At 54.5% G+C, this 25,934-nt stretch carries 31 protein-coding genes; 14 read left to right on the top strand and 17 right to left on the bottom strand.

Annotated elements, in window-relative coordinates:
• Positions 1-188 precede the first annotated feature (188 nt).
• The 3 genes from tyrS (at position 189) to G477_RS0105140 (ending at position 2,925) form a co-directional block, all read left to right on the top strand.
• Positions 189-1,436, top strand: a complete 1,248-nt coding sequence (tyrS, locus tag G477_RS0105160) for a tyrosine--tRNA ligase (RefSeq protein ID WP_026697044.1) — start codon at positions 189-191, stop codon at positions 1,434-1,436.
• 392 nt (positions 1,437-1,828) lie between these two features.
• Entirely contained in the window at positions 1,829-2,170 is a 342-nt protein-coding gene (locus tag G477_RS0105150; RefSeq protein WP_035211259.1) for a DoxX family protein, read from the top strand.
• Between the two features lie 497 nt (positions 2,171-2,667).
• Positions 2,668-2,925, top strand: a complete 258-nt coding sequence (locus G477_RS0105140; RefSeq protein WP_026697041.1) for an SHOCT domain-containing protein — start codon at positions 2,668-2,670, stop codon at positions 2,923-2,925.
• A gap of 70 nt (positions 2,926-2,995) precedes the next feature.
• Here G477_RS0105140 and G477_RS0105135 read toward each other — a convergent pair whose 3' ends face one another.
• On the bottom strand, positions 2,996-3,451 hold the full coding sequence (locus G477_RS0105135) for a DinB family protein (protein WP_026697040.1): 456 nt from the start codon (positions 3,449-3,451) through the stop codon (positions 2,996-2,998).
• 116 nt (positions 3,452-3,567) lie between these two features.
• Here G477_RS0105135 and G477_RS0105130 point away from each other — a divergent pair, with 116 nt between their 5' ends.
• The 4 genes from G477_RS0105130 (at position 3,568) to G477_RS0105115 (ending at position 6,365) form a co-directional block, all read left to right on the top strand.
• Entirely contained in the window at positions 3,568-3,945 is a 378-nt protein-coding gene (locus G477_RS0105130) for a GntR family transcriptional regulator (RefSeq protein WP_026697039.1), read from the top strand.
• Positions 3,942-4,826 (top strand): ATP-binding cassette domain-containing protein, encoded by an 885-nt coding sequence (locus G477_RS0105125; RefSeq protein ID WP_026697038.1) that lies wholly within the window; start codon positions 3,942-3,944, stop codon positions 4,824-4,826. The genes G477_RS0105130 and G477_RS0105125 overlap by 4 nt, the downstream gene beginning before the upstream one ends.
• Complete coding sequence (locus G477_RS0105120) at positions 4,819-5,550, top strand: hypothetical protein (protein WP_026697037.1); 732 nt, start codon at positions 4,819-4,821, stop codon at positions 5,548-5,550. Before G477_RS0105125 ends, G477_RS0105120 begins: the two co-directional genes overlap by 8 nt.
• Positions 5,551-5,792: 242 nt before the next feature.
• Positions 5,793-6,365 carry a GNAT family N-acetyltransferase gene (locus tag G477_RS0105115; RefSeq protein ID WP_026697036.1) on the top strand — a complete coding sequence of 191 codons (573 nt, stop codon included), beginning with the start codon at positions 5,793-5,795 and terminating at the stop codon, positions 6,363-6,365.
• Between the two features lie 94 nt (positions 6,366-6,459).
• On the opposite strand, the gene G477_RS0105110 is transcribed toward G477_RS0105115, so the two are convergent.
• The 5 genes from G477_RS0105110 to G477_RS0105085 form a co-directional block, all read right to left on the bottom strand.
• Positions 6,460-6,792 (bottom strand): hypothetical protein, encoded by a 333-nt coding sequence (locus tag G477_RS0105110; RefSeq protein WP_026697035.1) that lies wholly within the window; start codon positions 6,790-6,792, stop codon positions 6,460-6,462.
• Between the two features lie 325 nt (positions 6,793-7,117).
• The gene (locus tag G477_RS0105105) at positions 7,118-8,242 is read right to left on the bottom strand and encodes an NAD(P)/FAD-dependent oxidoreductase (protein ID WP_026697034.1); all 1,125 of its coding nucleotides are present in this window, start codon (positions 8,240-8,242) and stop codon (positions 7,118-7,120) included.
• Between the two features lie 263 nt (positions 8,243-8,505).
• Positions 8,506-9,003, bottom strand: a complete 498-nt coding sequence (locus G477_RS0105095; protein WP_026697033.1) for a hypothetical protein — start codon at positions 9,001-9,003, stop codon at positions 8,506-8,508.
• A gap of 362 nt (positions 9,004-9,365) precedes the next feature.
• On the bottom strand, positions 9,366-9,569 hold the full coding sequence (locus tag G477_RS0105090) for a hypothetical protein (RefSeq protein ID WP_026697032.1): 204 nt from the start codon (positions 9,567-9,569) through the stop codon (positions 9,366-9,368).
• Between the two features lie 54 nt (positions 9,570-9,623).
• Positions 9,624-10,568, bottom strand: coding sequence for a calcium/sodium antiporter (locus G477_RS0105085; protein ID WP_026697031.1), 945 nt, complete (start codon positions 10,566-10,568; stop codon positions 9,624-9,626).
• A gap of 152 nt (positions 10,569-10,720) precedes the next feature.
• Between G477_RS0105085 and G477_RS0105080 the strand changes: the two genes are divergently transcribed.
• Entirely contained in the window at positions 10,721-11,059 is a 339-nt protein-coding gene (locus tag G477_RS0105080; protein WP_026697030.1) for a hypothetical protein, read from the top strand.
• A 16-nt stretch (positions 11,060-11,075) separates the two neighbouring features.
• On the top strand, positions 11,076-11,453 hold the full coding sequence (locus tag G477_RS0105075; RefSeq protein ID WP_026697029.1) for a hypothetical protein: 378 nt from the start codon (positions 11,076-11,078) through the stop codon (positions 11,451-11,453).
• An 89-nt stretch (positions 11,454-11,542) separates the two neighbouring features.
• Here the strand turns inward: G477_RS0105075 and G477_RS0105070 are convergent, their stop codons facing one another.
• Positions 11,543-12,367: an MIP/aquaporin family protein gene (locus G477_RS0105070; RefSeq protein WP_026697028.1), complete on the bottom strand. Its 825-nt coding sequence runs from the start codon at positions 12,365-12,367 to the stop codon at positions 11,543-11,545.
• Between the two features lie 290 nt (positions 12,368-12,657).
• Between G477_RS0105070 and G477_RS0105065 the strand changes: the two genes are divergently transcribed.
• Complete coding sequence (locus tag G477_RS0105065; protein WP_026697027.1) at positions 12,658-12,843, top strand: CsbD family protein; 186 nt, start codon at positions 12,658-12,660, stop codon at positions 12,841-12,843.
• A 591-nt stretch (positions 12,844-13,434) separates the two neighbouring features.
• Here the strand turns inward: G477_RS0105065 and G477_RS0105060 are convergent.
• From G477_RS0105060 to G477_RS0105045, 3 genes are all read right to left on the bottom strand, one after another.
• Complete coding sequence (locus G477_RS0105060) at positions 13,435-13,731, bottom strand: hypothetical protein (protein WP_026697026.1); 297 nt, start codon at positions 13,729-13,731, stop codon at positions 13,435-13,437.
• A 73-nt stretch (positions 13,732-13,804) separates the two neighbouring features.
• Positions 13,805-14,731 carry a hypothetical protein gene (locus G477_RS0105050; protein WP_026697025.1) on the bottom strand — a complete coding sequence of 309 codons (927 nt, stop codon included), beginning with the start codon at positions 14,729-14,731 and terminating at the stop codon, positions 13,805-13,807.
• On the bottom strand, positions 14,718-15,236 hold the full coding sequence (locus G477_RS0105045; protein ID WP_026697024.1) for an RNA polymerase sigma factor: 519 nt from the start codon (positions 15,234-15,236) through the stop codon (positions 14,718-14,720). The genes G477_RS0105050 and G477_RS0105045 overlap by 14 nt, the downstream gene beginning before the upstream one ends.
• 114 nt (positions 15,237-15,350) lie before the next feature.
• Between G477_RS0105045 and G477_RS0105040 the strand changes: the two genes are divergently transcribed.
• The gene (locus tag G477_RS0105040) at positions 15,351-15,806 is read left to right on the top strand and encodes a GNAT family N-acetyltransferase (protein ID WP_026697023.1); all 456 of its coding nucleotides are present in this window, start codon (positions 15,351-15,353) and stop codon (positions 15,804-15,806) included.
• Positions 15,807-16,091: 285 nt separating this feature from the next.
• On the opposite strand, the gene G477_RS0105035 is transcribed toward G477_RS0105040, so the two are convergent.
• From G477_RS0105035 to G477_RS0104995, 7 genes are all read right to left on the bottom strand, one after another.
• Entirely contained in the window at positions 16,092-17,486 is a 1,395-nt protein-coding gene (locus G477_RS0105035) for a hypothetical protein (RefSeq protein WP_026697022.1), read from the bottom strand.
• A 585-nt stretch (positions 17,487-18,071) separates the two neighbouring features.
• Positions 18,072-18,578, bottom strand: a complete 507-nt coding sequence (locus tag G477_RS0105025) for a ferritin (RefSeq protein WP_026697020.1) — start codon at positions 18,576-18,578, stop codon at positions 18,072-18,074.
• Between the two features lie 189 nt (positions 18,579-18,767).
• Positions 18,768-19,028: a protein-tyrosine phosphatase family protein gene (locus G477_RS0105015; RefSeq protein WP_026697019.1), complete on the bottom strand. Its 261-nt coding sequence runs from the start codon at positions 19,026-19,028 to the stop codon at positions 18,768-18,770.
• A gap of 243 nt (positions 19,029-19,271) precedes the next feature.
• Positions 19,272-20,171 carry an ABC transporter substrate-binding protein gene (locus G477_RS0105010; protein WP_026697018.1) on the bottom strand — a complete coding sequence of 300 codons (900 nt, stop codon included), beginning with the start codon at positions 20,169-20,171 and terminating at the stop codon, positions 19,272-19,274.
• A gap of 21 nt (positions 20,172-20,192) precedes the next feature.
• Complete coding sequence (locus tag G477_RS0105005) at positions 20,193-20,945, bottom strand: ABC transporter permease (RefSeq protein WP_026697017.1); 753 nt, start codon at positions 20,943-20,945, stop codon at positions 20,193-20,195.
• Positions 20,946-20,962: 17 nt separating this feature from the next.
• Positions 20,963-21,925 carry an ABC transporter ATP-binding protein gene (locus tag G477_RS0105000; RefSeq protein ID WP_026697016.1) on the bottom strand — a complete coding sequence of 321 codons (963 nt, stop codon included), beginning with the start codon at positions 21,923-21,925 and terminating at the stop codon, positions 20,963-20,965.
• 18 nt (positions 21,926-21,943) lie between these two features.
• Positions 21,944-22,588, bottom strand: a complete 645-nt coding sequence (locus G477_RS0104995; RefSeq protein ID WP_026697015.1) for an ABC transporter permease — start codon at positions 22,586-22,588, stop codon at positions 21,944-21,946.
• 330 nt (positions 22,589-22,918) lie between these two features.
• On the opposite strand from G477_RS0104995, the gene G477_RS0104990 reads away from it, so the two are divergent.
• From G477_RS0104990 to G477_RS0104980, 3 genes are all read left to right on the top strand, one after another.
• The gene (locus tag G477_RS0104990; protein WP_026697014.1) at positions 22,919-23,488 is read left to right on the top strand and encodes a glycerol-3-phosphate responsive antiterminator; all 570 of its coding nucleotides are present in this window, start codon (positions 22,919-22,921) and stop codon (positions 23,486-23,488) included.
• Positions 23,489-23,632: 144 nt separating this feature from the next.
• Complete coding sequence (locus tag G477_RS0104985; protein ID WP_026697013.1) at positions 23,633-24,427, top strand: SDR family oxidoreductase; 795 nt, start codon at positions 23,633-23,635, stop codon at positions 24,425-24,427.
• Positions 24,428-24,451: 24 nt separating this feature from the next.
• The gene (locus tag G477_RS0104980; protein WP_026697012.1) at positions 24,452-25,927 is read left to right on the top strand and encodes an FAD-binding oxidoreductase; all 1,476 of its coding nucleotides are present in this window, start codon (positions 24,452-24,454) and stop codon (positions 25,925-25,927) included.
• Positions 25,928-25,934 lie beyond the last annotated feature (7 nt).

Below are 25,934 nucleotides of genomic sequence, written 5' to 3'. Positions count from 1 at the left end.
GCGGTGCTGGAAGCCGGTACACACACAGCATCCGAAGTACGTCTTCCGAGCGTTCCGCACATTGCGGACGGCCGCCGCCGTTACCGGCAGGAGAGGAAGCTTCTGTTTCAATGAAGGTGGTACCGCGCAGGACGTCTGCGCCCTTCAGAGACAGGGGCTTATTTTGTTGTTACAGGAGGAGAAAAAGAATGAAGAAACAAGAACAATTAACCCACGCCCAGCAGAAGCAGCTTCAGGAGCAGCTGGAGGTGCTTACTCAGGGTGCCGCCGAGATCATCCCGGATGACGCGCTCGCAGAAAAAATCGCCGCCTCACTGCTCGAAGACCGGCCGCTGCGCGTGAAGCTCGGTTTGGATCCGTCCGCGCCGGACGTGCATCTCGGTCATACGGTCGTACTGCAGAAGCTGCGGCAATTTCAGGATTTCGGTCATCAAGTACAGCTGCTGATCGGGGATTTCACCGGCCGCATCGGGGATCCGACCGGCAAATCCACCGCACGGGCCCCACTGTCCGAAGAAGAGGTGAAAGCGAATGCCGCCACGTACACGGCGCAGTTCGGCAAGGTACTCGATGCGTCGAAGCTGGCCGTCTTTTTCAATTCGTCCTGGCTGGCCAAGCTCCAGTTTGAGGAGGTCATCCAGCTTGCCGGCCAGATCACCGTCGCCCGCCTGCTGGAGCGGGACGACTTCGACGAGCGGACGGCGCTCGGCAAGCCGATTGCGCTGCATGAATTTTTCTACCCGGTGATGCAGGGCTACGATTCCGTCGTTCTCGAATCAGATGTTGAGCTCGGCGGCACGGATCAGCATTACAACACGCTGATGGGACGTCATTTCCAGGAGCGCCTCGGCAGAGAAAAGCAGGCCGTCCTGCTGCTGCCGCTATTGGAAGGCCTCGACGGTCAGGAAAAAATGTCGAAGTCCAAAAAGAATTACATCGGCATCGATGACGCGCCGGCGGACATGTTCGGCAAGACGATGTCCATTCCGGATGCTTTGATGATGAAATACTGGACGCTCGCCACCGATGCGGGCCCCGATGAAGTGGCAGCGGTGGAAGCCGGCCTGGCCGATGGCTCCCTTCACCCTCGGGCTGCCAAAGCAGCACTTGCCGGTCGGATCACTACGATGTACCACGGCAGAGACGCAGCCGAACAGGCAGAAGCGCAGTTTAACACCGTCTTTCAGAATCACGGGCGGCCCAACGACATTCCAGAGCATCTTTGGGAAGGCGATGCTTCTGTCCCGCTCCCGCAGCTGCTCGCCGATACCGGCATGCTCGCTTCCCGGACAGAAGCCCGCCGGATGATCGAAAACCGCGGAGTCCGTATAGATGGAGAGACGATGCCCTCCCCTGATACGTCAGTGAACCTCCGTGACGGCATGCTCCTGCAGGTAGGTCGTCGACGCTTTCTCACTCTCCGACTTAGAGAATAAACGAGATTGTTCGGCGCCGGCGAGGGGCAGGTTGTCGATGAAGCGGATCCACCGTAACGAGGTCGGAGCCTTCTCCATGCTGGAGAGGGCCCCGGTTTGTCATGTAAACGGATTGCCAAAGAGTGGAATCAGCACGAACACACTCAGCGCCAAGCCTGCAGCGGCGATCAGTAGGTACAGTATGCTTCTGTTCATCCAGCACCTCCCATTCCTTTTTTGAGCTCGCTCGTTTATTTTATTATTTTTTTACAAATAAGGAAGATAAAACATTCCACGTTAGTCCTGTGTTTTTGGCGTTTCGGTTTTTCTTTTCCGGGCATAGAATATATACTGGCAGATCTCCGTTTCCAATCAGGATCGATCACCAAAATGAATGCAGGAGGTGCTTGCCGTTGTTCGCTCTCGTCATACTGTCGAATCTGATTATTGCCGTCTCGATTGTCGTCGTCTGGGTATTCCGGTTTGATAATATCGTCAAGGAGTTCCAGGAGTATAACCTGCCGCCGCTTGTGCGGAACATGGTCGGTGCGGCAAAAATGGTGCTCTCTACGCTGCTTGTTGCCGGACTGTGGTTTCCCGTGCTCATCCCGGTGCCCGCGCTGATGATGGCTTTCCTGATGGGATGCGCCCAGGCAGCGCACGCCAAAGTCAAAAACCCGCTCTCGAAACGTATTCCGTCCTTGGTGCTCCTGCTGCTCTCCTTGTTCTCCGCCGCTGCCGTCTGGTTCATGTAAACAGGTTCATCCTTTTTCCTCTCGAAAGCAGCATGTATGTATTCCTATACAGCAAAAAGGGATCGTTCCATGTCATCATGGTAACGATCCCTTCAGCTTTCTTCTTGATGTTGTCTCATTGCGTCTTTCCTCCTTTGTCTCCATTCGCTGAGCGGATCTCCACGATCAGGTAAGCGGATTGCCGAACAACGGCGCCAGGGCAAAGAGCACGAACGTGACACTTCCGATCGACCAGATAGCGTATTTCAGTCTTGCAGCCATGAAGTTTCCTCCTTTCTTTCGATTCCTTTCTTCCTGCGGGCAGCATGCCGTCTTGATTTATCCATTACTTCCCTGTTTCCCTCTTTCATCTACTGTATAACCAGACGTTTGGACTCAGTTTTCATCAATAGCGAACCTTTGATGCAGACCTTGGACGGACACATGACAACCGGAGTCCCGGCGGGAGGCGTTTTCGCCGGCCTCTTCTGGGGAAAAGGTCTGTAGGAGGTGTTCGCATGCACCAGATGAACGAAATGTTTTTCGGGGGCGGCTGGTTGATGAACCTGTTCTGGCTGCTCGTGGCAGCCCTGATCATTGCTGGTATCGTCCTGCTGATCAAAGCCATCGCTTCCGCCGGCGATCAAGGAACTTCAGCGCCGCCTGAACAGGAATACCCGAAAGAAGAGAGCAGGAAAATCCTCGAGGAACGCTACGCACGCGGCGAGATCAACGAAGAAGAATTCGAACGAAAAAAAGCGAAGCTCCGGGAATAAATCCCGGGCTTCGCTTTTGTCATGCAGTATCAGAGCGGCTCTCGATTTCGACAAGACGCCGCTCCCTGCTTTACGACCGTCGTTCACGGTCGAGAAACGCGGCCAGCTGGGTATCGTGATGCTCATCGTGGTCGGCAAACATCGTCACAAGCAGCTGCCTGTTCCACGCCTCGTCGGATCCGCGGACTGAGAACGTCACGTCTTCCCCGATGCCTGTAAATGCCTGGCGCACCTCTTCTCTCGTATCCAGGAACTGCTCCATCACCCAGGAAGCAGAGCGGCCTTCGAGTGAGGCAAGCGCCGCCTGATTGAACACATCATCATGCGGAAAAGGTGGCAGGACCGCCCCTTCCTGCACCGCCGGCAGCATCGAATCCAGTAAATACCGGTCCCAGTAGTACAGGTGTCCGATGATGTCGCGCGGGGACCACTTCCCCGGTGTATACGGGCGGCGCAGCGTCTGCTCCGGATAAGCAGACAGCTCCTTTACCCGCGCTTCCATCGCCTGCAGTCGTTCGATCGTCATCGCACTCCCTCCTTCTTTTTTTCAGTATATCACGCAAACCTGCTGGACAAACAGGTCGAATCCCTCTATACTTATATACAATACTATATAACCATAGAACAAAAGGAGGTGCCGCGGTGAAGCCTGCCTTTGATGAGAAGAAGCCGATTTTCCTTCAGATCAAAGAACAGCTGGAAGATCAAATTGTCGACGGCCGCATTCAGGAGCATGAACAGATTCCTTCGACGACGCAGATGGTCCAATTTTATCAAGTGAATCACCTGACGATTGCGAAGGGTATGAATCAGCTGGCGGACGAAGGGATTATTTACAAGAAACGGGGTGTCGGAATGTTTGTAGCGGAAGGTGCACGGGAGGTGCTGCGGCAGCGGCGCCGGGATCAGTTTTCGGAGATGTATATTCAGCCGATGATGCAGGAGGCGGAGAAGCTCGGGCTCTCAAGCGGGGAGCTGCGCAGGATGATCGACGAATGGAAAGGAGGCGGAACGTCATGACGATGAAGGTAGAACTGAACGATGTCAGCTGGCGTACGAAGAAAACGACGGTGATCGAAGATGTCACGATGACGCTGGAACCGGGCATGACGTACGGGCTGCTCGGCCGCAACGGAGCCGGGAAGACGTCCCTGCTTGCTCTGATCGCTTCCTACATGCAGCCGACGTCCGGGACGATCCGGATCGACGGAGAAAATCCTTTTGAGAACGAGCGCCTTGCTCCGCACGTCTGTTTTCTATTCAACGCGGATTACAGCGAGGAAGATGGCCCGGCCTCGGAATACCTCGAGGCTGCTGCGAGATACCGTCCAAACTTTGACCAGGCTTACGCCGAAGAGCTCGCCGCCTTGTTTGAACTGCCGCTCGACGTGCCGGTGCAGAAGCTCTCCAGCGGTCTGCAGGCGTCGCTCGAAGCCGTAATCGGGCTCGCCGTGCGGGCGCCAGTGACGCTGCTGGACGAGGTGTATGCCGGGATGGATGCACCAAACAGAACGAGGCTGTACGACGCGGTCGTCGAAGACCAGGCGCGCCACCCTCGGATCATCGTCCTCTCCACCCACCTCGTATCGGAAATGGAGTATCTGCTCGATCACGTGTGCCTGCTTCACGAAGGGCGGCTGCTCGCAGATGAACCGGCGGCGTCCTTTACGGCACGCGGCGTGACAGTGACTGGAGAAGCAGCTGCGGTGGACGCCTTCGTCTTGGACCGGGAGATTCTTCACACGAAAGAACTCGGAGGGACGAAGCAGGTACTCGTCACCGGACCCCTTGCGGAGGAGGAGCGGCAAGCAGCAGCGGAAGCCGGTCTGACGCTCGGCAGTGTATCGATGCAGGATCTTTTCATTCATCTCACAACGAAAGAAGGTGCTTCCCATGCCTGAACGACTGCCTGTACGCCGTATGCTCACAGCAGATGCGGTCAACATCCAGTTCCGCTGGTCCCTCTGGTTTGTGCTGATTATGTATCCGATCCTCGCTTTTCTGGAGGCAGAATTATTCTTCGCCACCAACCTGCCGGACGATCTCTCGTTCCGCTCTTTTCTCGTCGAACCAGGGAAAATCTACATGCTCATCATCGGCATCATTTTTCCTCTCGCCTACTTCCGCTTCTTCTTATCGCAGGGGCTGACGCGGAGAGTGTTCTATCAGGCAAACACGGCAGCGGCAGCGATCGTCAGCACCGCGCTGATCGTGACGCTCTTTCTCCTGTCCTGGGTACTGCAGCTTCTCTTCGGCTTCGCAGACGGCTGGCTGACTGCCGGTGCCGCGCCGTTTCCAGGGCTCCCGGATACGGCTCTCGTCCAAGTCGGCGCGGCCTCGCTCGTCTTCTTCCAGTATTACATGGTCGGCTGGCTCATTCCCGCCTGCTTTCTCCGGGGAGGCGGCTGGATGGGTGCTGCTTCGATCGTCGGCGGGCTTCTCTTCATGTCCGCCACAGACAGCCTGATGCAGCAGGCATCCCTTTATCCTGCGGAACTGCTGGTACCGGCTGGGGACCTCTCCCTCTCCCCTTGGGTCGTCGGTCTGCTGCAGGGCGTGCTGACCGCAGCGCTCTTGGCTGCTGTATGGATCGTTCTCCGGCGCATGCCGCTGAAAGCAGGGTGACACCTGCTCCTCCCTCTCCCGCCGGTCTTCTGATCGGCGGGATTTTTCATTGGAGAATGATTCTCCAGGACTCCCCCTTGAAGTTGAAACAGACCCTTGCAAAAAAAGGAAATAAAAGGTATAATAGATTGAAGTAGAATGGATAAGTATCAGCCATATACAATCTGAATGGAGGAGGGATGTTTTATGCTATTGCAAACAGAAGAAGTAGATCACATCATAGAACATAAGGAGATGCTGCTATGGAACCAACGTCCTTCACATTGTATTTGGAGACAGAGAGGCTGATTGTAAGACCACTGGAAAACGAGGATTTCCACCTATGGGAAGAAGGATTTAATGAAAGATTACCGGCTCAGTACAAGTATGACAGTGAAAAACTGAACTTGAGTGAATGGACACAGAACATGTTTGATGAAGTCGTGCTTCATCATCGGCATCTCGCTGAACGAGATGAACAGTACGTGCTGGCGGTTTTTACGAAAACACCATTTCGTCACATCGGCATGGTTGAACTTGCCACCATCTTACGAAGAGAGTTTCAATGGGGTTCAATCAGTTATTTGATTCACAATCAATTCTGGCACCATGGGTATGGAAGAGAAGCTGTGAAAGCGGGAGTGGACATCGCTTTTCAAAAGCTGGACTACCATCGAATCGAAGCACATATTGCGCCAGATAACCTTCCTTCTATTCGATTAGCGGAAGATGTCGGATTAAGATTCGAATGTACGAGAGAGCATTTTTTGTATGAGTTTGATCAGTGGAACGACAATAGCATTTTCTTTTTAAATGCACCGTCCGTTTTATCCTAAGAACAAAATAACGAAAACAGCAGGGCCGTTTCTATGGGAACGACCCTGCTGTTTTCATCTATAGAGATGAACGTATCCGATGGCAGCGGTGCTGTCAGGAGGCTTCCCTCCGGTGCTGCGGCACAGCACGCTGGTAGTACCGGGCCAGCTGGACAGCCCGCCGCTCCTGCAATTTGACGATGGTCAATACCCCAGCAGCTGTGAACATTAATAGGAGAAAAAACTGAAACGACTGCGGAACGTACTCGACGAAAACAACAAATGAAAAAAACGGGACGGCGAACATCAATTGAATCAGGTTGAACTCGCCCATCATGCCAGCATGCTCCGTGAACATGATGAACAGCGTTGGGGCTGTTAAAGCAATGGCCGCAGCAAGCCAGATCATCCAGCTTTTCATCCCGATCCACCGGCAGTAGGAACGCATCGACCCTCTCTCCTCTCTCGTGTCCTTCGTTCATTTTTCAGAATTATAGCACATATCGAAACCCGTGTCTCTCTTCTCCCGGAGTCCATAGAAAAGCATGATGTCCATTCCGCTGCTGAGGCATGCCTGCAGTGATGTGTTCCCTGTTATGATTCATATCGCTGCGGGATGACGTTCAAGGGATCCGACCTTTCCCACATCCGGACAGCGTCACATGGGAGCCGTCAGAAACCGGTCAGAGACATGCAGCCGGACGGGAGAGGATACCACTGCTCCCGCCCGCCTTGCCGGCAATCCGCTTCTGATGCTCAGCACTTCGATCCTTTTAACGGGATCCTGCCGCTTTCCGGCGTACCATTGGCGTGATAGCCCCCAGTACTTCTTCCGTCACGTACCGGGCGATCGCCGGTGCTGCCGTGACTCCTGGCGAATCAATGCCTGCAACATGAATGAAGTGTGGATGCTCTTTCGACTGCTGAATGTAGAAATCATCCTGGTTGATCGTCGATCGGATGCCGGCGTAACGACGGATGACATGCTGGTACGGAACGAACTTCATCATCCGTTCAATTTCACTGCGGATCAGCTTCTCCCCTTCTTCCGTAAACGGATTATCCTCTGTCGACTTCTGCAGCACGCTGGTTGGTCCGAGTCGGGTCGTGCCGTCCGGCTGCGGGATGATCAGAATACCTTTACTCTGCTTCGTCGGAATCGGGTAGAGGATGTGGCTTGTCCATCCTTTTGCCTCTGGACCGAGTACGAGGTATTCTCCGCGGTGCGGACGCATCTCGTATGGCACCTCTTCCTCCACCATGGAAGCAATGCGAACATTCCCCGCTCCTGCAGCATTGATGAGAAAGCGCGTGTCGATCGTTTCTCCAGAGGCTAGATGCAGTCGGAACCCTTCTCCCTTTTGGTCAATGGCCGTCACTTCCTGATTCATTTTCACTACGGCGCCCTGCGCTTCCGCTTCGGCAGCAGCGCGTGTTGTAAGCGCCGCCGTGTCAGCTGTGAGCGCGGAGGTCATTTCCAGCCCGGCCAAAACGTCGGGATGAAGCATCGGCTCTTTTTTGAAAAGCTCTTTTCTTGTGAGAAGATTCACATCATCCAATCCACGTGCAGCGGCTTCCTCCTTCAGTTTCTCCAGCTTTCCCACTTCTGCATCGGACCTTGCGAGCAGCAGGGCTCCCCCTCGGAACACAGGCAGCTTCCATGCCTCTGCCGCTTCATGGTGCCGGAGGTTTCCTTCGGCAGCAAGCTGTGCCTTCAAGGATCCTTTATCCGGAGGAACCATTAACGGCGGATGAACGAGGGCACTATTATGCGTCGTCTGTACCTGCGACAATTTTTCCCCTTTTTCCAAAAGCAGCGTCCGACCTTCGTGCTGTGCGAGTTCGAGAGCAGTGAACGTACCGGTGGCACCACCGCCGATGATCGTGTAATCGAACATACTGTCTCATCCTTTGTAAAATGTGGGATCAGCTTCACCGCAGTTCAGCTGTACGTTCATTATACATAGGTTGCATATCTATCGCCAAAGGAGACGCTTTCACATTCCCCTTACCGGCTCTTCCTCCAGGTTCTCCATCAGCATTGACCACCAGCGAAGAGCGCTTTTTCGTCGGAACGGCGGGCGACGCCGTCTTCTATTTTATTAGAAACGAAACACAAAACCCTCTGCTCCAGCATCGAGAGCAGAGGGTTCATGATCATTTATGCGTCTGCTCCACGTCGGGCGGGAAATTGCAGGACGGTCCGCGTCAGAACGGCCAGCACATAGACGGCACTGATGCCGGTCCATGCCGGGAGCAGCGGCTCGTGAAGGACAAGAAACACGCCGTAGCCGGCCAGCGGCAGCGTCAGCACAAAAAAACTCAGTTTCAGGAGCACACGATAGACGAGTTTTCGTTTAAACAATGTTGCTATCAGCAGCGCATAGGCCCCACCGGCAAAGCCGAACATCAATACACTGAAAAAGAAGAGTGCAAAATAAATCGTGAGAAAATACACGACGGCCAGGCCGAACGGCATATTGGCCAGCTCCCCGGCTGAAGCGCCTAAGAAAAACACTCCATAAACGATCGTGACCAGCATCGTAATCGCTGTCAGCTGCCAGAGGGCATCGCCGATACTCATCCGGTTCAGCGTAAACACGGCCCGTTTGACCGGCATCAAGGCGGTGGCCTTTAATTGAATCATCCATTTCTTCATGACACGTATCCCCGTTTCTCCTCATACTCCTATGCGAGTATACCGCAGTCTCCTCGATCTATGCTACCGGAGCGGAAGGTGTCAAAGAAATGTTGAAAAGAAGCGCACGTTCCTGCCGTCTGTATCAGTAGTTGCTCGGTGCTGCACAGCAATGCACGCTGGAGAACAACCTCCAGCGTGCATTATTGCGGCCTGTTTATGGATGCAGGCGTGGTACGGCTATCTGCGGACGAGGAGTGATTATTTCCCGGGAAATACCCGCATCCGCGCTGCTTCCCTCGGCTGTTCAAGGGCATAACAGGCTCTCCCGAAAGCAGCTAATCGCCGACTTCTGCCCGAGGGAGTGCATGCATCCCATGCCGTTATAAAGGCCCGAGCAGCCGCTCCCGCTCTGCTTCGAGTCTTTCGATCGTCTGCTGGACAGCGAGTCGGTCTTCCGGCTCTGCCGGCACTTCCACTTCGAGCTTCTTCTGCTCGGTCATCATCTGTTCTGTCAGCTCACGCACTTTTTCCTGATCTTCGGGTGCCAGGCTGGCCGTGCGCTTCTTCAGTTCCACTTCATCCATGACGTACCCCTCCTTTTACCTGCCTCTTCCCCTTCTCCTTGTTTTAAAAACAGTCTAGTTCCGCAGAATAATGAAGATCAGGTACACGATGTAGACAAGTGCGAGCAGGATGCCTTCTTTACGGGATAGACGTCTGCCTGTCATGGTAAATAGAAGCAGCAGCCCCGAAACAGCCAGAAGCAGGACAATGTCGCTGACCAGGTAGCGCTGCACCGGTAGCGGTGTGATGACCGCGGACACGCCAAGCACGAAAAAGATGTTGAATATATTGCTGCCGACAAGATTCCCGACCGCCATATCCGTCTCTTTTCTCCATGCCGCGATGAGCGAGGCGGCCAGCTCCGGCAGCGATGTTCCGACAGCGGCAATCGTCAGCCCTGCCAGGGTACTGCTCATGCCGAATGCTTCAGCTGCTCCGATAGCGCCGCGGACAAGCGCCTCTCCCCCTGCCACTAAAAGCACAATACCCAGTCCCATGAACAGCAGAGATTTCGTCCAGCTTCCAGCCACCGGCTCTGCGGTCGTCGTCAACCGATGCTGCCGGGCACTCTCAAGGACGTAGGCGAGAAATACCGTGAAGAACAACAGCAGCAGCAGTCCATCGCTGCGGCTGATCATTGCTTCCGTATCATGAAGGGGCATATCAAGCATCATGACAAGCAGAACCACGCCTGCCAGGATGGTAAAAGGGATCTCTTTTCTTATGACTGCTTCTTTCACGACAAGGGCGGTCACGACTGCTGTGAGTCCTGCAATCAAAGTGATATTCACCACGTTGCTGCCGATCACGTTGCCGACAGCGACATCCGGTTCGCCGCCGAAAGCGGCCATGATACTGACTGCCGCTTCTGGAGAGCTTGTCCCGAAAGCGACCACCGTCAAGCCAATCAGCATCGGCGGAATCCGGAAGCGTGCCGCTGTATCTGACGCACCTCTCACAAACAAATCTGCTCCGATAATCAATAGCACGAACCCGACTGCCAGCAGCAGATACATCATCAGCACCACCCCCTTCTCCTTTCCTTTTTTTACCTTCTTCTTTGTCGTCCTTTCTGTCACAAAGGTTTCATGTCAGAAAGGGACTAAAACCTTGCAGGAGAGGGAATAGAACGAAGACAATACGGTTCATTCCCGAGAAAGGAAGGTTCAAGATGAAAGCTTACGTAATCTATGTCCTGCTCGCAGCCTTTCTCTTCTTTGCGCTCGGAGCGCTCGCTTTTCAACTGACGATGATGCCCGGTCTGCAAGGCGGTGCCGGTGCTCTTTATTTCCTTACAGCAGTCGGTCTCGGCGTGCTGCTGCTCGTCTCGCTCCGGCTGGCCCTGCTGCACCGGAATACGACGGCGGTACGCTTCCATGCGTATCAGGCGCTGCTGTTCGGTTCCCTCGGTGCTGTCCTGTACCTGCTGACGTTCCCGCTGGGCTGGTTCATCATCCTGCCGCTGCTTTTTCTAATCGGTATTTCCTGGATGGAAGTCCGCCGCGGCTGATCAAAGGAGGATGGTCATGTTTCTGCTTGCGGTTCTCTTTCTTATCGCCGGTGCCTGGCTTCTTATCCGCATTGGTGTGAAGCGGTTGTTCCATATTCAAGAAGCCGATGCCGGCTTTTTCGGTGAAGCTGTCTCCCCTGCTCACCAGCGGATCCGGCTTCTCTGCAGTATGCTGTACCTGCTCCTGGGGGCGGGACTTCTCCTCGCCCTGCTGGACCTTTCCATTCTCCCCTGGCTCCTGTACGGATTGGCCGGGGTCGTTGTTTTTGACGGAGCCGCCCGCATGATTTTTGACCGCCGCAGTCACGAACCACAGCGGGCTGCACTGACGCTCATCGATGTCGTCCTGATCGTCGCAGCTATTCTCTTCGGCATCTCTCAGCTGCCGTCGTAACAGGAACCCCGCCTTATACCATCAAACGGCGCTGGAAGGGAATCCTTCCAGCGCCGTTTGTATGTCTGCCTTCTCGTTCGAGACCATGCTTAGTTTTTGATATCGGGATTGCTGTGCATCGGTTCATACGGCTTCGTCGTAAACCGCAGACCGGCGAGTACCACGATCGTCACCACGGTAAAGACAGCGAATGCGGTGAAGCCTTCTTCGAGGAAAAAGGCACGGTAGGCCATCGCACCGAAAACACCGCCGAAAATCGGACCGAGAATCGGGATTGGTGCATATCCCCAGTTGGAATCACGCTTTCCTGGAATAGGCAGCAGGGCATGAGCAATACGCGGACCGAGGTCACGAGCAGGGTTAATCGCATACCCCGTCGGTCCACCAAGCGAAAGACCAATCGCCGTAATCAGGAAACCGACGATGAGCGGGTTCAATCCTTCGGTAAATTCATTGGCACCAATGAACAACAGTCCACTGACAAGCACTGCCGTACCGATAAACTCGGACAAGAAGTTGGAAAAGCGGTTCGGAATTGCCGGATCTGTTGCAAACACACCCAGCTTCACATCCGGATCCTGCGTTTCTTTAAAGTGATCTTTGAAGTGTGCGTACACGATCATACCACCGATAATGGCACCGACAACCTGCGAAGCAATGTAGCCGGGAACGAGCGCCCAGTCAAATTCCCCGACAGAAGCAAATCCTAGCGTCACGGCCGGGTTGATGTGGGCGTCCGAGAACTGCCCGACTGCATAGACAGCGAGTGCAACGGCAAATCCCCAACCGAAGGCAACGACAATCCAGCCGCCTCCCTGTGCCTTGGATTTCTCCAGGTTCACGTTCGCAACGACACCCGCACCGAAAATAATCAACAGCATCGTTCCGATAATTTCTGCAACATACACGGACATACAATCTCCTCCTCTGAATTGGCGGCCAAAACCACACAGCGCATGGGTATAAAAAACGCGCACAGCAGACAGATCCTGCGTGGATCTATCTCTCTGTGCGCGGCACACTCCGAGTCTCGGCCTGATTATTAACTTGGTTATGATACTATCACTTCCTGAAAGCGTTGTCAAAGAACCGTCGATAAATAGTACTTTAAAACTATTTTTGCTCAAACTGGCATAGTACTTGTTTAAACACACGGCTGAGCGTGAATAGCTCCCATACAAACGAATTCAAAGGGGGCTTTATCATGGCAGATCAAGAAGGCTGGAGCGATAAAATCAAAGGAAAAGTGAGCAAAATCAAAGGCGAAGTTAAAGATCAGGTCGGAAACGCCACAGAAGATAAAGACATGGAACGTGACGGCAAGAAAGATAAAGCCAAGGGAGAATTCCAGGACCAGTCCGGCGAAGCGAAAAACAAGAAGAAAGACTAAACGGACAGCCTGCTCCTTTTCAGGAACACAGGCAATCGCACCACCAGAGGCCGTCTCCCCTTTCGGGAGGCGGCCTCTGCGTGCGTCAGCGTGCCGTGCCGCTGCCTTCGCAGACGGACGGAAGCGTGAAAGCATGCGTACGGAGAGCAGGCGCTGGGCCCGCCGCTCTGGCGTCTCGGCCTCTTGACCGGCAGAAACCGTGTCGACTCGACAGGCAAAGCATGTCGCCCGCCGCCTCCACCCTCGACGCCCCGCGGAAAAAGTCCGTCGCCCCGGAGAAAAAGCGCGCCAAACGGCTTCCACCCCGCCATACGAGGCGAGAGGTACGTCGAGGTCTGCCCGCATCCCTGTCGATGCACGCCGAAACCCTGCCACCACGCAGCTTCTCCCGTCTTCGCCCCTGCTTTTAGGAAATTGCTCTCCTGTCCGGAAACAAAATCACGGATCTCCTGTTGGTCGAAACGGCACGCGCCGTCTCCCTCGATGAGACCGTATAGATTGTTATCACCAAAGAAAAATCACGCCAGACAGGATGTCTGACGTGATTCATTGGGACAGGAGGGCCTGCTGCAGCCCTCTTGTCCTGCTTGTTTATTCCCCTGCGGCATCGCGTCCGGCACTGATCAGCAGCAGCACGGCGGCGATGGCGTGGAGGAACCAGCCGACCACCGGAATCCAGGCGAGCAGCGAGGTGACAATACCGAAGACACTCGGCAGCTTGCCGGTGCGGAACGTCAAGGCGATCAACAGCGTCACAATGTGCAGCGTCAACGCAATCCCGAGGGCGGAATAGCCGCTGAAAACGACGATACTGCCACCGATGAACGGGAGCGCCAGCAGCGCTTCATAGCCTCCGGAGAGAAATTTCGCAAATGCAGATAGTTTCATGAGACGTCTCCTTTCAGTCCATTCACTGTCTCCATGATATACCCGATTCTGCGATATTTCATGCGTACAATCGTCATTCCATGTGCCCGGTCGCCTCTTTTACTTGCTGCCAGGAGCGCATCACGTGCTCATCCTTATACTCGAGCAAGGTTCCGTCGGAGAGCTCGATGACGAACGTTTCCCCGGTCCAGGCGACATCATACTGATAATTCATAGATGCCATTTCTATTCTCAGCATTGCCTCCTCTGCCTCTTCAGGAAGTTCCGCTTCCTCTGCGTCCATCCATGCTGCTTCTGTGGTCATTAGATGGTGATGGAGATCTCTCAGTGCATCTCCAGCCGGGACGGGGAGTTCTGCCCGCTCCTGGGCCAAAAAGACCGAATCTCTATCCTCAAACAATACAATGGAGGCCGAATCCGGTTCGAGGTCCGCCCGAAACTCATACAGCTGTTTCACTTCGGTACCGTATCCATCCGGAAGCTCAAAAACCTCGTTGGAATCAGCAAGGGAAGCATAGTTCGCCTCTGAAGAAAGATCCAGATAGATCAACGTCCCTTCCTGCTCCGCTTCCGCCGCCAGCAGGTGCATGTCCGGTTCGAAGGAAACGTCATCAGTAATTGGATCGGCTTCTTCTATCAACGGCAGCAACAACCGCTCCATTACCTCCGTATCGTCACTGGACCTCGTAAATTCCGTATAGCGCTCCAGAAGGTAATCTGAACCGTCTCCCGCTCCCTCTTCCCAGGCGACGTGGTCCACATCATCAACATGATCCATCTCCACCAGGGTCGCCTGCTGTTCGGTAGATGGAAACTGACCCATCAGCAGGACGGCGAGAATGAGCGTGGCTGCCGCTCCTGCCGCGGCGATCCAGAACGTCGGTCGTCTCCGCTGTTCCGGCTCTCCCAGCCTCGCTTCGATCTTTTTCCACGTCGCTTCTTTTGCTTTCGGGTCTCTTGGCAGCTGCTGCAGGTGCTTCCATGGTTCACGATGTTTCATGATCGCTCTCCTCCTCCCGGGTGTATCCGTACTCCTCCAGCTGGCGTACCGCCCGCTGCAGCGTCACCTTCACTCTGCCTTCTTTCCAGCCGAGAACGTCGGCTGTCTCTTTCACGGAGAATCCATACACCCGCCGCAGCAGCAGACATTCGCGCTGGGGACGCTTGAGCCGCTGGATGTCCTGCTCCACTTCCTCGAGCCGCTCCGAAGCCACGGCCCGCTCCTCTGGATTGCTCCCGCTTCCGCTCACCTGCAGGCCCGCCTCCAGCTTCACATACTGCCATGGCTTTCGGCGGCGCATATAATCAATCGTCGTGTTTCTTGCAATCGCAATCAGCCACGTCCGCACCGCACTGTCTCCGCGCCGATGCTCCAGCGAGCGGTAGGCTTTCACGAACGTTTCCTGCGTTAAATCCTCTGCCAGCGGATGATCCCGCACCAGCATTCGGATGTAGGAATAGACCGCATCACTCTCCTCACGGTACATTTGTTCAAATGACGACACCGGACTCCCTCCTCTCTGCTGTTCTAACCCTTAGACGCACCTTCATGCAAAAAGTAACACTTCCCCTGAAATTTCTGTATCATAGCAGGCAGAACCCCCGGAAAGGATGATCGCATGAAGCTCTCTATGTACCCCGTCGACCGACATAACTTCCGCAGCATCGCGGCCCTCACCGTCGCCAGCTCCCAGGAAACCCTCATCGAAAACAACGCTCTCTCCATGCTCGAAGCCTGGTGGGAACCCGAATTCGACTGGCACTGCTTCGGCCTCTATCTCGATGATACCCCAGCCGGCTTCGTCATGGCCGGTGCCTGGGAAGAAACTAAAAAAGAAGTGTGGCTCGACCGCTTCATGATCGACGTCCGCTTCCAGGGCCGCGGCCTCGCCGGCCCACTCCTTCAAACCGCAGTCACAGGCATCCAGCAGCACTGGCCTGCAGACACCATCATCCTGAGCATCCACCCCGACAACACCCGGGCCCGCCGCTTCTACGAAAAACACGGCTTCCACTTCACCGGCGAACGCGACCCCGACTTCGACGAAGACATCATGACCCTCTCCCTGAGCTGAAAAGGATGCTGCGCTCGCCCCTGTCTTCCTTCCGGGCCACGTGCTGATATTCCTTCTCCCCGAAGGAGCGCATGCCAACACGAGCCGCATCCATCGTAACCCGGATCCGGCTTCCCATTGCACCGCCCTCAGTCCCGCAATGGCTGTCTACATACAAAACGCTTCCGACGATCCATGCAGGATCATCGGAAGCGTGTTTACGTATGCGGCACGTTTTGAACCCGGCGTTCGATTTCCTGTCGCCGTTTCTGAGGAATACGCACGTAGATCGAACAGACAGGCCGACTATGCTTTCAGCCGGCGGTAGACGCTCTTTAACGGACGATGGATGCCGGTTTTCTTTATCGCGGCCACACTTCCCTGCCAGGCCGCGGCCATGCTGGTCCGGATCCATCTGTCTGTATAAGGCTTCTGCTTTTGGAGCTTCACCCGCAGCGGCGGTTTCCCTTGCAGCAGCCGGTCGGCGGTCCGGGCCTGCCGACGGTATCCGGCCTCCTGCCATTCGGCTTTCAGGATGTCCAGCGCGGCGAATTTCATGTCCTGATAAACGAAGTAGCAGGATGGATCAAGCCAATGCACCGCCTCCGTCTGCTCTGTTAACCTCTCCACAGCAAGCGGGGTTTCCTGCACCGTTTGGATGCCATAGAGGCGCAGGGTACCGCTGGAGCGGACCACGCACTCCTCCAGTGGAATGTTTTCCGCGAGCAGCCTTTCTTTCAGCCGTCGGACCTCTTGATTGAAAGAGATTGATGCATACGGCAGCCCATCGTTAAGGAACCGCAGCGACGTCCGATTCAGCACGAGGTCGGCGAGCTGCACCGTCTCCTGCTGGTTGTCTGTAATATGAATACAGTCGTTGCCCATCGGAAACAAGGTCCGGATGTCTGCCTTCATCTGAACGATTTCTTCCAGCTCGGCTCCTTCGAGGATATAGATGGTCAGCGGCCGATCCGGATCATGGCAGGAGTCGACCTTCGGCTGGATCCCTGCATACCGGTCCTCCAGACTCCCAATCCAATCCGCGTGCGGGTAGATCTGGGTCATGAGGTGTTTGACCGCCCGGTAGTTTAACCAGACTTCCTGTTTGTAGACGATGCTGCATGTCTGTGCCATGACTGCTTCTATGTTTTCGTTGCGGATACCCGAAGCCCGCGGCCAGTTACAGGCAAAATAGGTGCCGGGCTTCTTCCGGCAGTATTCGGTAAGGAGAAAATCGAGGTCCGCTTCCTCTACTTGATGGCGACGAAAAAAAGCCGCATCATACACCGGCCCCTGCTCCTCCGTCCGCTGCACCGGTACCGTCAAGCCGAAATAGGCAGCTGCTGCTGCTTCATAGCCATCCCCCAGTACCGCACCGCTCCGGCTCAGACAGAGGGGCTCTGCCGCCACCGGCCAGCCGTTCTCCCGCATACCTTCAATGATGGCATGAAAATGGTGCAGCTCGCTCTCTATACCGCTATCGGGTATTCCTTTTACCAGCTGCAGATGGTTCCGGTAGATCCGCTGAAAAAAGGGCAGATCGTACCCCTTCTCCCGGTAGTCGATATAGTTGATTTTCAGCACGAGATCAAGCCGGTCTGCCGTGATGCATGCAGCAGCCGGCAGCCTCCCCAGACCATGCTCCCCCTCTTCTGCTCTCTTTTTCCATCCCTCTTGTACTTCGTGAACCGGCATTGCCATGCCTTCCCCTCCTTTTTCTGATCCGCCCCCCAGCGGAACTGACTGTACGCCCGGCGCCGTCCTTGTCATGCACGGCGCCTCTTCCTCACGTTCGATCTGCCTGAGCACTGACGTTACGGCACTTTCCGCGATGGAAGACGATGATGGCTTTCCCAATAGTCTTACATCGTATATAATCTAAGCCATCTATATACGGCTTTAGTTACATCATTTTAACATGATATTTTTCGCATTATTCTGCATTCAGCAGTTTTACACAATGAATGGACTTCCGTCATACTGCTTGGATAGGTGTTTCATAATTTAGCTCTTTCGACTCGTTCTATGAAGTGTACTGCTTATGCATTTCGTCTATCTTTCGGAGGCTGGAGCCGCGCTTCGGCAGGGTTTCCAGCAGATCGTGCAGGTATGCATCGATATGCAGCCTGTTCGCCTGAGCCGTATGAACGAAGGAATAGTGGAGGACAAGCCCCTTGGCAAGCGTGCGCCGCAAACGAATGAAAAACGTCACAGAAATGAATCTTCTCCCCAACATTTATTTAGAACCGAAAAAAAGCACCCCGCGGTTCACGGAGTGCTTCAGCATTATTCTGCTTCTGGGTTGAACGTATGCTTGGCAAGTTCCAGGTCGAGCATCTCGAGGGCGTGGCTGTCTGATTTCATTCGTTTAATCCGCTGGATCAGCGTATCAAAGGAAGCTTCTTCTTCCACCTGCTCATCGATGAACCAGTTGAGGAACGTCATGACAGCGTGCTCCCGCTCGTCCAGCGCCAGATCGGCCAGATCATAAATTCGTCTTGTCACTTCACGCTCGTGATCGAAAGAGTCCTCGAATGTCTGAAGCACGGTGTCGAACGTGTTGCTCGGTTCCGGCATTCCCTGAATCACCGCGCGCTCTCCCATATCATTAATGAAGTTGTAGAACTTCATTGCATGGAAACGCTCTTCCTCCGCCTGCACCAGATAAAAATTGGCGAAGCCGTCGAGGCTCTCCCCGGAGCAGTATGCCGCTGTCGCCAGGTAGACGTGGGCAGAATAAAATTCGTAGTTCATTTGATCGTTCAACGCTTTGGTTAATTTTTCGCTTAACATAGATGGTGCCTCCTACTAGTGGTTTTCTCTCTCATACATGTCCCGCAGCACAGCCAGCGCCTCTTCCTGTATCACCGCGGTTTCCCGCGCAGAAAGGACCGCCTGCTGTGCTTCAAGGACCGAAGCCACGGCTTCCGCTTCCAAAAGAACGGCGGCGGCCACACTCCCGGTGCGGCTCTTCCCGCCTTTTCAGTGCAGCAGTACGCGCTTGTCTTCCTTCAGCTGCCCGAGAATAAAACGGGCCGCCCGACGAACTTCAGCCGGATCCGTCGGCCCACCATTGATCAGCGCAAAGGAATGGACGCCGTGTATCGCCTCTGCTCCGGGGACCGGGGCCTCCGCTTCGGCGCGGAGGTCCACGATATCATCCGGCTGTACGTCTGTCGCATCGGCGGCGGCTTCTGTTTCGGAAGACAGAAACAGCCGCTGCAACAGGAACTCCGTATGCATGCTATCCCTCCCGGAACATTCTCCCTATAGTATAACACGGAAGAACTGGCAGAAGCAGGGGATGTGCCTGCTGCCGCTATTACCGGAAGCCTTTCAAGCTCCTGCAGCAAGCAGGCTGGAGCGGTGCTCCCCTCGACGTCCCTCCATCGATATATCGATGCTAACACAACATCCTCTCCTTCCACGGCGGGAAGGAGAGGATGCGCGGGTGTCTATTGTCCTAAAAGGAAGCTTCTCTATTGGTTATTCGTCGAGGAACCCATTCTCTTCCAGGTAGGTTCTCGCTACTTCATCGACGCTCTCATCTTCGATATCCACTTGATAGTTCAGCTCCATCATCGTCTCGGTCGTCAGCTCCTGGGAAAGCGGTTCGAGAATGTCTTCGATTTCCGGATACTCTTCATACACTTCAGTACTCATCGAGACCGCCGCATGGTAGGACGGGAAGAACTGCTGGTCATCTTCGAGGTTGAAGAGGTCGTACTCTTCAATCCGGCTGTCTGTCGCATGGCCCATCGCAGAGTCTACTTCGCCGTCGGCCAGCGCTTCGTAGTTCAGCCCGTACGTCATTTCACTAACCTGTCCGCTGCCGAATTCAAAGCCGTAGAGCTCTTCGACACCCGGAAGTCCGTCGTCCCGGTTGCCGAACTCCGCATCCGTAGCGAAGGTCATTTCTTCCGGGTTGTCATTGACGTGCTCAGCCAGATCGGAAATCGATTCGATGCCGAACTCTTCGCCGTCTTCCTGCGTCATCATCAGCGTGTAGGTATTATCGATGTCCGACATGTTCGTCCAGGTGATGCCCTGCTCGGCATCAATCTCACTGATCGCTTCAAACGCCTCATCGCCATCCGCGATCGGCTCTTCATCGTTGTACGTGATCAGACCGGTACCGGTATATTCCCACGTCACTTCCACCTCACCGGATTCGAGCGCTTGGCGCAGTGCGGTAGAGCCCATGTTATCGACCATATCGACTTCAAAATCGTTGTCTTCCAGCATGATTTCTGCCATTTTTGCCAGAATGAACTGCTCGGTGAAGTTCTTCGCACCGACTGTCACTTCGCGGTCTTCTCCGCCGCATGCGGACAGCATCACGGCTCCACCTAGTACTGCAGATAGTCCCATCATTTTCTTTTTCATCTTCATCATCCTCCCTGTAAGTTACGCCGCGGCTGCGGCTGCTTTCTGTGCTTTTCTTATGCCTTTCGGTACCAGGAACAGCTGCAGGAAGCGGAAGAACTGGTCCGCCGTTATCGCAAGCAGGGTCACTGGCACGGCACCGGAGATCAAGTACGTATTATCGAAGAGCTGGATGCCGGTAAAGATCCAGACCCCGAGTCCGCCCCCGCCGATCAGATAGGCGAGCGCCGTCGTACCGATATTCAGCACGATGGCGGTCCGGATCCCGGCGATCATCGAGCTTGCCGCCATCGGCAGCTCGATTTTGAATAAAATCTGTGCCGGTGTCATCCCCATCCCTGTCGCAGCATCTTTGGCTGCCGGATCGACAGATTTCAGTCCGGCGATCGTATTCTGCAGAATCGGCAGGAGCGAATAGACGTACAGCGCGAAAATCGCTGCCTGGATGCCGATACCGAAAAAGCCCATCGCCAGCGCCAGAATCGCAAGACTCGGAATCGTCTGCCCGAGGTTCGCTGTATTAACGACAATCCACTCATATTTACGGAATTTCGGACGCGTGAGCAGGATGCCGGCTGGAATGGCGGTAGCTAGCGCCATGGATGAGGAAATGAGCACGATCTGCAGGTGCCGGCCGAGCAGCCCGAGAAACTGATCCGGGTTCTCCAGCAGCTGGGAAAACAAGTTGTTGCTGATGGTCCACCAGAAGAAGGCGGCAATCAGTACCCAGAACGTGATTTTCACCACCCAGGCTATGAACGCTTTTGTATTCACTGGTCATCCCCCTTTCTTCACGCGGTTATCTCCCGCACGAAAGCTTCAATATGCTCCACGCTCACTGGCCCGTTCGTCGTGCCGTCTTCCCCTTCCACATACACGTACTGCCGGGAAGGGTGCAGCAGGTGGGCCAGTACATGACGAAGCGAATCATGCGGGTGAAATACTTTGCCGTCCGGGCTTCCTTCCACCGCCGGCAGATCGAGTGTCGCCTGCAGGTCCTTCACTTGATAAAGGTTGAGGCTCTTTAGCACGCTGTCTTCGCCGACAAATTCAGAGACGAAGTCGTTCACCGGACGGTTCAACAGCTCAGCCGGCCGATCAAACTGCTGAATCTCTCCATCTTTGAGCAGCACGATTTTATCCGCGAGTTTGATCGCTTCATCAATATCATGGCTGACGAAGAGAATCGTCTTCTTCAGCTTCTTCTGAATATCCATGAACTCTTCTTGAATCCGGCTTCGGATAATCGGGTCGAGCGCTCCGAACGGTTCGTCCATCAGCATCACCGGTGGATCCGCTGCAAGCGCGCGTGCGACACCAATCCGCTGCTGCTGCCCGCCGGACAGTTCATGCGGAAAGCTGCCGCGGTAGTTCTCCGGCGGCATCCCGATTAAATCCATCAAGTAGTCGAAACGCTCGGCTCTCTTTTCTTTGGACCAGCCGAGCAGGTTCGGTACGACCATGACGTTCTCTTCAATCGTCATGTTCGGAAACAGGCCATTGCTCTGAATGACGTAGCCGATTTCCCGGCGCATGTCGATTTTATTCAGATCATGAATGTTCTTGCCTTCCACGGCAATACTGCCTTCGGTGATGTCTTCCAGCTGATTGACCATCCGCAGCAGCGTCGTTTTCCCGCACCCGGAAGGCCCGAGAAGGACGACGAATTCCCCGTGCTCGATCGTCAGGGACACATCATCGATCGCCTTGACTCCGCCTGGATATGTTTTGGATACGTTCGTAAACTCAATCATGGCACTCCTCCTGCGTCGTTAAATCCCTTTTGGTGAGAACTTCACTTGTATCTTCTTCAATCCGAAATCGGCCGCAATCGCTAAGATCGAAATCGCAATCGCGCCGGCCAGGACCATGTTCTGGTTCCCACGGGAGATGCCCATATCAATCAGCACCCCGAGTCCGCCGGAGCCGATAAAGGCGGCGATGGCCCCGATACCAATACTCAGCACGGTTGCCGTCCGGACGCCGGCCATAATGAGCGGCATCCCGTTTGGAATCTCGACTTTCCACAGCCGCTGCAGCGTCGTCATTCCGATCCCTTTCGCCGCATCGCGGATGTTCGGATCGACATTGTTGATCGCCGTATACGTGTTGCGGATGATCGGCAGCTGCGAGTAGAGAATCAGCGCAATTACTGCCGGCAGAAACCCGATTCCCTGACCGATCGTAGAGAGGATCGGAATCATCACGCCAAACAGCGCAATGCTTGGAATAGTCAAGATAATCGAAGCAGCCTGCAGCACCGTCGAAGCGAGCTGTTCGTTCGTCGTTAAGTAAATCCCGAGCGGCACGCCGATCAGCACTGCGATGGTCAAACTGACGCCGAGCAGCTGCATATGTTCTATCGTGTGCGCAAAAATATCGGCATAGTTACGGCCGAGATAGTCTAAAAAATCCATCATACACCTCACTCCTTTCTCCCATGACGTGCAGTCACCCTGCCCTCTGCCTGGCTCGACTCGAGGACAAGTGCGTATTTAAATGAAAAGACACAAAAATAGAGAGGAAAAACACACTAAGCCCAGGTTAGTGTTACTTTCCTCTCTACTCTAGTAACTATTCTTCATCATAGGTCATTCGCGTCTGGAAGTAAAATCCGTATAGAGGGCATAAATCGGAATAATCACGCTTCTCTCCGGATACAGCCCGTCTGGGTATCACCTACCTTGAGTTATCTCGCTTGTACGGCTACAATGAGAGCGCACCCACGATTAGAGGAGGAAAAAAGAATGAGCCTGGACCGATTTATGGAGAAAGTAGAAACCAGTCCCGTCATTGCCGGGATCAAAGACGAAAAGGCCCTCGAGCAGGCGCTTGCTTCGGACTGTGAGGCGGTGTTTATCCTGCGTTCCTCATTGATGAGCGTCTCGGATTATGTAAGCCGGATCAAAGCAGCCGGCAAGTATGCGTTCGTCCATGTTGATCTGATGGAAGGCACCTCCTCCAAAGAAATCGTCCTCGAATACCTGGAGGCGATGACCGACGCGGACGGCATTATCAGCACGAAAGCCCAGATGGTCAAGCAGGCACGAAAATACGGATTCATCACAATCCACCGCTTCTTTTTGATGGATTCCATGTCCTACCACAGCATTGATAAACAAATTTTACATTCCGAACCGGACTTCATCGAAATCTGCCCCGGCGTGATGGCGAAAACCATCGGCTGGGTAAAGGAAAAAACCGATATCCCCATTCTGGCAAGCGGTCTTGTCTGCGATAAAGAAGACGTCGTTGCCGCGCTCGGCGGAGGCGCACTTGCTGTTTCTTCCACCAACACCGACGTGTGGAAATTGTAAGCTGCTCTCGTACCTTCAGAAGAAAATTTTCTTATGAAGTCGCAAAAATAGCAATAAAAAAGAAAAATTTCTGCATTTCGCTTGTTTTCTTTCCGGGTTCATATTACGATGTTGCTGAATAGCGACTGGAGAGGAGGAACACGATTGGATTCATTCGAACAGGAAATTACGAGCTTCCACATGGGGTTCTTCCGACTCGATGGGAAGACGGCTGTCGTCACCGGAGGCAGTTCCGGACTCGGCCAGGGATTCGCCCTGGCGCTGGCGAAAGCCGGAGCGGACATCTTCATCGTTTCTCTCGATGAGGACGAAGACCGGACGAAACAATTGATTGAAGCAGAAGGCGTCCGCTGCCACGTCATGACCGCCGATATTACGAAAGACGGCGTCTGCCGCGCCGTCGTCGATGAATGCCTCGACGTCTTCGGACAGCTTGATATTCTCATGAATAACGCCGGCATCAACCTGAATGAAAAAGACGTCACGAAGTACACCCGCCTGCAGTGGGATAAGATGGTCTCGGTGAATCTGACCGCCCCGTTTGAACTGGCCAGTGAAGCAGCGAAACATATGATCGAAAAGCGGAGCGGGAAGATCATCAACACGTGCTCCCTCTTTTCCTTCCTCGGCGGACGCTGGTCCCCTGCGTACGCAGCGACCAAGCACGGCCTTGCCGGCTTCACGAAGGCGTACTGCGATGAACTCGCCGAATTCAACATTCAAGTCAACGGCATCGCCCCCGGCTACTTTGCGACCGATGTCACGAAAGCAACCCGGGAGGATCCGGCTGCCAACGACCGGATTCTCGACCACATTCCAGCTGCGCGCTGGGGTCAGATCCTCGATTTGATGGGGACCGTCGTCTACCTGGCCTCCGATGCCTCGAACTACGTCAATGGAACGATTGTTACCGTCGACGGCGGTTACCTTGTCCGATAACTTTTCTACAAAGGAGCGTATGCTATGACGACCGATACACTGAACGACCTTAAAAAAATCCTCCGGCCCGAGCAGGTGACGACCGATCAGGAGGAGCTGTATGATGCCTCTGCCGACCGCTACAAAAAATATGCGAAAGTGAAAAATGTCCTCGATGTACCCGCGCCGACCGCCATCGTCTACCCGACGTCGGCGGAGGAAACGGCCGAGCTGCTCGCCTACTGTAACGACAACAACATCAACGTCATTCCCCGGAGCGGAAAAACGGCCACAGAAGGCGGCCTCGAAAACTGGAAAGACCACACGCTCGTCATCGACGGCTCGAAGATGGATGACATTGTGAAGATTGACACGTACAACATGCAGGCGACCGTCCAGGCAGGGGTCCCGCTGCAGATATTGGAAGACAAGCTCCGCGAGCTCGGGTACACAACCGGCCACTCCCCGCAGTCGAAGCCGGTAGCCCAAATGGGCGGGCTCGTCTCCACCCGGAGCATCGGCCAGTTCTCGACGTTCTACGGCGCGATCGAAGACATGGTCGTCGGCCTCGAATGCGTATTTCCAGACGGCCACATCTCCCGTATTAAAAATGTGCCGCGCCGTTCCGGTGGTCCGGATATCCGGCATATCGCCATCGGGAATGAAGGCGCCCTCTGCTACATTACGGAAGTGACCGTGAAGATATTCAAATTTTATCCGGAAAACCATTCCTTCTACGGGTACCTTGTCGATAATGTCGACGACGGGTTGAAAGTCCTCCGCGAAGTAATGGTGAACGGCTACAAGCCGTCCGTCGCCAGACTGTACTCTCCGCAGGATGCGCGTCAGCACTTCAGCCACTTTTACAAGGAACAGTGCGTGCTGATCTTCATGAACGAAGGGCCCAAAGGGATCGTCGAGGCAACGAACGCAGCCGTCGAAGAAGCCGTGGAGAAGTTCCAGTCGAGCATCGTGGAACAAGTGGACTCCTCACTCATCGAAACGTGGTTCAACAACCTGAACTGGGATCAGAGCCGTATCGAAAAAGAGTTCCGCGACATGGCGGAAAACAATACGCACGACGGCTTTACGACCGAAGTGTCCGGCGACTGGGAAAGCATCAGCCGCATTTATCACAACGTGATGGCGCGGATCGAAAAAGAATTCGACCGCTATGATGATTTGACGATGCTCGGCGGTCACTCGTCCCACAGCTACCTGAACGGGACGAACATGTACTTCGTCTATAACTATGAAATCAACTGTGCTCCAGAGGATGAGCTGCTCACGTACCACCATCCGATCCATGAGATCATCATCGAGGAAACGTTGAAAGCAGGCGGCTCGATGTGCCACCATCACGGTATCGGCAAATACCGCTCCGAGTGGACGAAGGACGAGCACGGCTCTGCCTATTATATGCTGGAAGGGCTGAAGCAGGTCTTCGATCCAAAAGGAACGATGAACCACGGCACCATCTTCCCGCAGGAAGCAGAAATCAAGAAATATATCCGCGACTAATACAGCA

Origin of the sequence: Alkalicoccus chagannorensis DSM 18086, assembly GCF_000429725.1 — a bacterium.
GTDB classification, from domain to species: domain Bacteria; phylum Bacillota; class Bacilli; order Bacillales; family Salisediminibacteriaceae; genus Alkalicoccus; species Alkalicoccus chagannorensis.
This window is presented reverse-complemented; position numbering and strand designations above follow the sequence as displayed.